This is a genomic window from Dietzia aerolata (assembly GCF_014144865.1).
GTDB lineage: Bacteria > Actinomycetota > Actinomycetes > Mycobacteriales > Mycobacteriaceae > Dietzia > Dietzia aerolata.
This window is the reverse complement of sequence record NZ_JAALDM010000330.1, coordinates 9,665-15,582: the sequence shown is the minus strand read 5'-3', so window position 1 is coordinate 15,582 and position 5,918 is coordinate 9,665. Positions and strand designations below refer to the sequence as shown.

Below are 5,918 nucleotides of genomic sequence, written 5' to 3'. Positions count from 1 at the left end.
AGCCAGCCCCGCCGCTCCCGCCGAGCCAGCTGCTCCTGCGGGCCCGGCAGGCGCCGACGTGCCCCCTCAGCCGCCGGCCCCCGCGGTGCCACTGCCACTGCTACCCCGCTGACGCCCACACGCCGGAGGTACCTCGACGGTGCGAGTCCATGAGGTGAGTGTCCACGACCCCGATAGCCTCCATCAGCGCGAATACCGTCACCGGGCCGACGAACGAGAATCCCCGCCGCTTGAGCTCGTTGGCCAACGCCTCCGACTCCGCCGACCGGCTGGGAACCTCCTCCATGACCCGCGGCCAGGGCGTCGACTCGGGCCGGTAGGACCAGATGAGCTCGGACAGCCCCATGTCTGACCGGAGCTCGATCACGGCGCGGGCGTTGGCGATGGCTGCGTCAATCTTGCGCCCGTTGCGCACGATCCGCTCATCGGCCATCAGCCGGTCAACGTCCGCGGGGCCGAACTGAGCCACCGCATCAGGCGAGAATCCCGCGAACGCCTCACGGAACGCCGGGCGCTTGCGCAAGATCGTGGCCCAACTCAGTCCGGACTGGAATCCCTCGAGCACGAGGCGCTCGTACAGCCCGGCCTCATCACGAACGGGCATGCCCCACTCGGTGTCGTAATACTCCCGTAGCAGCTGGTCTTTGGCCGCCCACGGCGGTCTCCGCAGTCCGTCCTCGCACAGCACGGATCCGGTTCCAATGACCACTGCGGGAGATTCATGCGACGTGGCGGCGGGCGAGCCGCTCGACGTGGCGTCCGTGGAGGTGGAGGTAGTGGAGGTTGAGTCGGTGCCGGTGGCGGTGGCGGTCGAGGTGTGCGTGGCGGTGGTCTCGGTGGCGTTCTGCATGTCATCTCCCGGATTGCTTGGCCCGCAGGTCGCGGGTGGCCGCCACGCTAGCCATGCCCTACGACATCGCGGAGACGATGTCCTCCATCTCCACCGCCGACCTCAGCCGCCTGGTCGCCACTCAGCGCTCTGGTCGCTGCTTAGCCCCCTGGTCGTCACGTCGTTCTCGTCGCTTCGCTGTGGTTTCAGTCTCGGCACGAGCGGCATCCCACAGGCGTAGGAGCATCCGCTCGTCGACCTCGAGCTCGTCACCGGACGCATCAACGTGGACGGTGTCGCGCACCTCGGAGTAGAGCTGCTCCATGTGCTGGTCCAGCAGTTCGGACACCTTGGCGGCATCGGTGAGGCTGGCAACGAGCCCGGGTGGAACCGCACCTTCGTACTTGTAGAAGATCTTGTGTTCCAGGCTCGCCCAGAAATCCATCGCGATTGTTCGGACCTGCAATTCGACCGTGACGGGAATCGGGCCGGTACTCAAGAACACCGGGATCTCGACGAGCGCGTGGAGACTCTTATAGCCGTTCGGCTTGGGCTCGGCGATGTAGTCCTTGATCTGCACGACTCTCACGTCATCTTGGGAGGTCAACGCTTCCAGAACCCGGTAGGTATCGGAGATGAAACTACAGGTGATCCGTACGCCGGCGATGTCCTTGATGCCCGCCGTGATCTCGCCGGGAGTGGGTGCGATGCCGAGACGCGCTGCCTTTCGGAGGATACTGCCCGGGCTCTTGACGCGAGAAGTGACGTGCTCGATCGGGTTGTAGCGTTCCAAGCGCAAAAACTCTTTGCGGAGGATCGACACCTTGGTCAGCATTTCTTCGATCGCGAACTCGTGTTGCATGCCGATGAACTCAAAGTCTCGGCGGAGCTGACGGGCGAAAGCGACCATCTCGGGGTTCAGGCGCTGCTCGTCACCAAGGCTGAGTCGCTTAGGTGGCGGATCTTCCACGTCCATGTTCAACTCCTGAGAATGTCGCTTCGTACAGCAGCGTGGTGCCGGACTTTCCTACTGCAGCACCCCGCTGAGCTGCACGATCCGCACCGCTGCCGCCACTAGCAGCGCGATGCCCACCACCAGGGTGAGGATCCGGCCGGCCACCCGGCCGAACGAGAGGAACCTGTCGATGCGCTTGGTGGCTGCGGCCACGCGCCCCGAGGGGACCCGCGCCAGCGTGATGATGAGTACAACGCTGGGGATGATCGCCACGATCGCGAACATCACGATGTGGAGGAGCTTCACCCACGTCGGATTGTGATGCAACGAGATGAGCACCATGCCGCCGGCGAACGGCGCCGACGTGCCGGACTGGATGATGCCCAGCACGATGCCGGTGGCCATGATCCCGAACCGCTGCAGCACGTTCTGCGCGATCGGCGACTCGACCTTCTCTTCCGCCTTCTCGGCGGGCTTCTTCAACCCCAACACCGTGATGACCAGGCCGATCACGGCGATCACGACCATCGCCCAGATGTTGCAGAACAGGCTGCGGACGAACTCCTCGTTGTTGCCGATCACCCACACCGACACGAGCGACAGCAGGATGATCCCGCAGAAGGCACCGCCGGTGAACTGCGCCGCCTTCCGGGCGAAGGGCTCCTGCCTACTGGCAGCGGTCAGCCACAACCCCGCGATGACGGCAAAGGCCAGGAGGTTGGCCGAATCGATCGCCGCGAATCCCAGCAGACTGAGGTAATACTGCACCGGAACACCCTACCGGCGACCGCCCGGACCGCGATCAGAGCCGGGGTCCGGGTCCGGGTCATCGCTGGCGGGGTGGACGTCGTTGTCGTCGTCGTAAAATTCTTGGTCTTGTCGGTTCGAACCCGGGCGGTCACGATCGGCAGCACCGCCGCCACCCGGGGCGGGGCGCCCGAACACCGACTTCTCTCGGCGGCGCGGGACCTCCGGGTCACGCACGGTCCAGCCGCGCATTTGGGCGGGCACGCGCCACTGCTTCCACCAGGCCACCAGGCGGAACGTCACGACGAACGCGGCGAGGACTCCACGGCCTGCCCCTAGATCACCGGGTCCGCGGCGCGCTCGGTCTGTCCGGCCTGTCCGGCCTGCTCGGCGTTCTCGGTGCGCGCCTGGTGGCGGTTGCGCACCGCGCGGAAGGTCCAGAGCTTGTTGACGATGAAGTTAATCGGCATGGTGATGACGATCGTCAGCAGCTGGCTCCAGTACTCACGGGAATGGATCCCCGCGTCCTCGTGCCAGAAGGGCTCCGGCAGATACACCGGCGAGGTGGGGTTGGTGAAGGCGAGCTTGATGAAGATGCCCGCGACCGCCGCCACCGAACCCACGATGAGGAACGGCCAGAATTCCTGCCAGAACGGGGCCTTGGTGCCCGAGTGCTTGCCGAAGGTCCAGTTGCGGTTGAGCAGGAAGTTGTAGAAGTTCGCCACCAGGAACGCGACGATCCACACCAGGGTGGTGAAGCGGAAGTTGAACTCGGTGCCCGGGAACGGGAGCAGGATGTCCTGCGCGTTCTGGGTGCCGCCGTTGGCCTTGTTCATCAAGACCGTGACGATCATGTTGACGACCATGCCGGAGCCGCCGACGATGCCGAACATGATGAACTGTCTCAGGCTGCGGCGGTAGCGGCCGATCTCAGGGGGCGCCGGGGTCACAACATGCCAGTCTAGGCCCTCCCCGGCGCCGGGGCCGCCTACTGCGCGCCGTGGCCTGCCGGAACGCGCTCGGACTCGATGCCGATCGGGCCCGGGGCGGTGCCGTCGCCGAACGGGCTGCCGCCCAGTTCCTCGCGGTGGTGCGGGGTGAGCAGGCCGGCCAGATTCGGGCCCTTGGGCACGACGCCCGTGGGGTTCACGTCCGTGTGGACGGCGTAGTAATGCTCCTTGATCTGCGGGAAGTCGCAGGTGTCGCCGAAGCCGGGGGTCTGGAACAGGTCACGCAGGTAGCCCCACAGCGCGGGCATCTCGGTGATCTTGTTGCGGCCTGCCTTGAAGTGGCCGTGGTAGACGGCGTCGAACCGCACGAGGGTGGTGAACAGGCGGATGTCGGCGGCGGTGATCGTGTCGCCGACGAGGTAGCGGCGGGTCGACAGGCGCTCCTCGAGCCGGTCCATCGACTCCCACAACTCGTCGTAGGCCTTCTCGTAGGCGCCCTGCTCGGCGGCGAAACCACTGCGGTAGACGCCGTTGTTGATGGTGGGGTAGATCCACGAGTCGAGCTCGTCGATCTCGTCGCGGTGGGCCTCCGGGTACAGGTCCGGCGCGCCGTCGCGATGGAAGTCGGTCCACTCGGTGACCAGGTCGAAGTTGAGCTTCTGGTAGGCGTTGGTCACCACGGACTTCGTGGGGAGGTCCACCAGGGCGGGCACCGTGATGCCGCGTGGGTAGTCGGGGATCCGGTTGAAGTAGGCGGTCTGCAGACGCTCCAGGCCCGTGACCGGGTCCTTGCCGTCCGGGTCGAGGTCGAAGGTCCACGAGTTGACGTCGTGCGTCGGGCCCGCCAGCCCCATCGAGATGGCGTCCTCCAGCCCCATGAGGCGGCGCACGATGATCGTGCGGCTCGCCCACGGGCAGGCGCGGGCGGCCATGAGGCGGTAACGCCCGGCCTCGACCGGCCAGCGCATCTCGCCGATCTTGTCCCCCACCGGGTCCGAGCCGGGCTCGAGCCCCTTGACCACCCGGTCGTTGATGTAGGTGGCGTCGCGGACGAACTCGCCACTGGTCGCGGCGTTCTTCGCGGGCGTGAACTCGGGGCTGTCTGCCATGGCTGCTCTCCTACGGTCGGCGGGGGCGAGGCTCGCGGGCGGTGCGGGCCGGACGGTCGCAGATATTGTTGATGCGTCACCAACTATAGCTGGCCGGGCCACCACAGGCTAGCCCGGCAGCCGAGATCATTCTTCCGAGGCGACTACGTCAATACCGAGTTCAACCGCCGCCGCCCGGAGCCGCTTGTCCCGAGTCCAGATCGCAGAGCGACCAAGGAGCGCCGAGCCGAGCAGATGTACGTCGATAACGCCGAGTCCGCGTCCCCACAACCGTGCACTGTCAACAAAGCCCAGAAGTTCGTCGCTACTCATTACCGTGGCGCGATGCAGTGCTGCGAGCGACTCCAGTATGACGTGCCGCTGCCGCAATGACCCGAGCGCAAGTTCCCCCAGGACACTGTCGTGGACCACCACGTCGTCGTCGACCAATAGTTGCTGAAGGCGAGGCTCAACCTGGTGAAGATGATCGATCCACACCGAGGTGTCAACCAGGATCACGCTGCGTCGCCCTGCCCGCGACGTCGCGGAGCAGGGGTCGCGTCCGGATCGGAGCCCCCAAGCGCTGCGAGCCGACGGGCACTCTCGACCCGCACCAAGGTCTCGAGGCCAGCTCGCAGCAGCGCCGATCGCTCGGCAATGCCTGTAAGTTCGGCTGCCCGAGCAACAAGGTCGTCATCGAGAGTCACGGTGGTCCGCATAGTTCCTCCACATCAGATTCTGCATCAAATGATGCCATAATCGATGATGCATGTTGCGGGCAGCGCACGGTCGCGTGTGAGCATCCTCGCCCCTCTTCACCCCGGGCCGCAGGCCATGAGCGACGACATGTGCCACGCTGGGGCCATGGACTCCGCGCACGTCGACGACGTCTCCGCCCGCTACGCCGACTTCGCGCGGTTCGAGGTCCGCGGCCGCACCCCGGTGTACCTGGCCTGGGCCCGCGGCATCGCCGATGACGCCGCGACCTGCGAGTTGATCGCCCGCCTACCGCGCATCAAGCGGCAGCCAGTCCTGGTGTTCGCCGCCGCCCGCCACGCCGGCGCCGCCGAGACCGAGGACTACGACGCGTTCCGCGAGTTCCTCCACGCCCACTGGGCCGAGGTCGAGCAGATCGTGCTCGCCCACTCCACTCAGACCAACGAGGCCAAACGCTGCGCGGTGCTGCTGCCGTTTCTGTCGATGATCCCCGGCCCGCTCTCCCTGGTCGAGGTGGGAGCCTCCGCCGGACTGTGCCTCTACCCCGACCGGTACTCCTACCGATTCACCCTCGACGGCGGTGCGACCCGCGAACTGCGGCCCGCCGAAGAGTCCACCTCCGTCACCCCGAC

Annotated in this window: 9 protein-coding genes; 1 reads left to right on the top strand and 8 read right to left on the bottom strand. The window is 66.3% G+C overall.

The window, feature by feature from the left end:
- Positions 1-100: 100 nt before the first annotated feature.
- From G6016_RS16580 to G6016_RS16545, 8 genes are all read right to left on the bottom strand, one after another.
- Positions 101-850, bottom strand: coding sequence for a DNA-3-methyladenine glycosylase I (locus G6016_RS16580; RefSeq protein WP_182633695.1), 750 nt, complete (start codon positions 848-850; stop codon positions 101-103).
- Positions 851-971: 121 nt separating this feature from the next.
- Positions 972-1,805: a GTP pyrophosphokinase gene (locus G6016_RS16575; RefSeq protein ID WP_182633694.1), complete on the bottom strand. Its 834-nt coding sequence runs from the start codon at positions 1,803-1,805 to the stop codon at positions 972-974.
- Positions 1,806-1,856: 51 nt separating this feature from the next.
- On the bottom strand, positions 1,857-2,552 hold the full coding sequence (locus G6016_RS16570; protein WP_182633693.1) for a hypothetical protein: 696 nt from the start codon (positions 2,550-2,552) through the stop codon (positions 1,857-1,859).
- Between the two features lie 9 nt (positions 2,553-2,561).
- A complete protein-coding gene (locus G6016_RS16565; RefSeq protein ID WP_182633692.1) occupies positions 2,562-2,834 on the bottom strand; it encodes a hypothetical protein in 273 nt (90 codons plus the stop codon).
- Between the two features lie 32 nt (positions 2,835-2,866).
- The gene (locus G6016_RS16560; protein ID WP_338403658.1) at positions 2,867-3,481 is read right to left on the bottom strand and encodes a GtrA family protein; all 615 of its coding nucleotides are present in this window, start codon (positions 3,479-3,481) and stop codon (positions 2,867-2,869) included.
- A 38-nt stretch (positions 3,482-3,519) separates the two neighbouring features.
- Positions 3,520-4,590, bottom strand: a complete 1,071-nt coding sequence (locus G6016_RS16555) for a glutathione S-transferase family protein (RefSeq protein WP_182633691.1) — start codon at positions 4,588-4,590, stop codon at positions 3,520-3,522.
- Positions 4,591-4,716: 126 nt separating this feature from the next.
- A complete protein-coding gene (locus G6016_RS16550; RefSeq protein WP_182633690.1) occupies positions 4,717-5,088 on the bottom strand; it encodes a PIN domain-containing protein in 372 nt (123 codons plus the stop codon).
- Positions 5,085-5,288, bottom strand: a complete 204-nt coding sequence (locus tag G6016_RS16545; protein WP_182633689.1) for a type II toxin-antitoxin system VapB family antitoxin — start codon at positions 5,286-5,288, stop codon at positions 5,085-5,087. The genes G6016_RS16550 and G6016_RS16545 overlap by 4 nt, the downstream gene beginning before the upstream one ends.
- Before the next feature lie 145 nt (positions 5,289-5,433).
- Between G6016_RS16545 and G6016_RS16540 the strand changes: the two genes are divergently transcribed.
- The coding region (locus tag G6016_RS16540; RefSeq protein ID WP_182633688.1) for a DUF2332 family protein at positions 5,434-5,918 on the top strand (485 nt) is incomplete at its 3' end.